Origin of the sequence: Rubrivirga litoralis (genome assembly GCF_031846415.1) — a bacterium.
Taxonomy (GTDB): domain Bacteria; phylum Bacteroidota; class Rhodothermia; order Rhodothermales; family Rubricoccaceae; genus Rubrivirga; species Rubrivirga litoralis.
Genome location: NZ_JAVRHT010000102.1, coordinates 1 through 255 on the forward strand (window position 1 = coordinate 1; position 255 = coordinate 255).

General features: G+C 69.4%; 1 protein-coding gene. It reads left to right on the plus strand.

Going from position 1 to position 255, the window contains the following annotated elements; translation table 11 throughout:
- Positions 1-248: transposase (locus RM540_RS16365; protein ID WP_311666104.1), on the plus strand; the 248-nt coding region annotated here is incomplete at its 5' end.
- Positions 249-255 lie beyond the last annotated feature (7 nt).

Here is a 255-nt window from a genome sequence, read left to right on the forward strand (position 1 = left end):
AGCGGCCGGAACTCAAAGCGCTGATCGAGGCACGCGGGGCGGCGTTGGTGTGGCAGCCGCGCTACTCGCCGGAGTTCAACGCCGTCGAGGAGCTGTGGTCGAAGGTGAAGCACTTGGTCAAGCGTGCCCGAGCGGACACACAGGCCGCGCTCACCGAAGCGCTGGCGGCGGCCGTGGCGGCGCTGACGTGGGACGACTCGGAGGGCTGGCTACGCCACGCCGGCTACCGGATCAACCCTACCGCGTAGCGCTGTA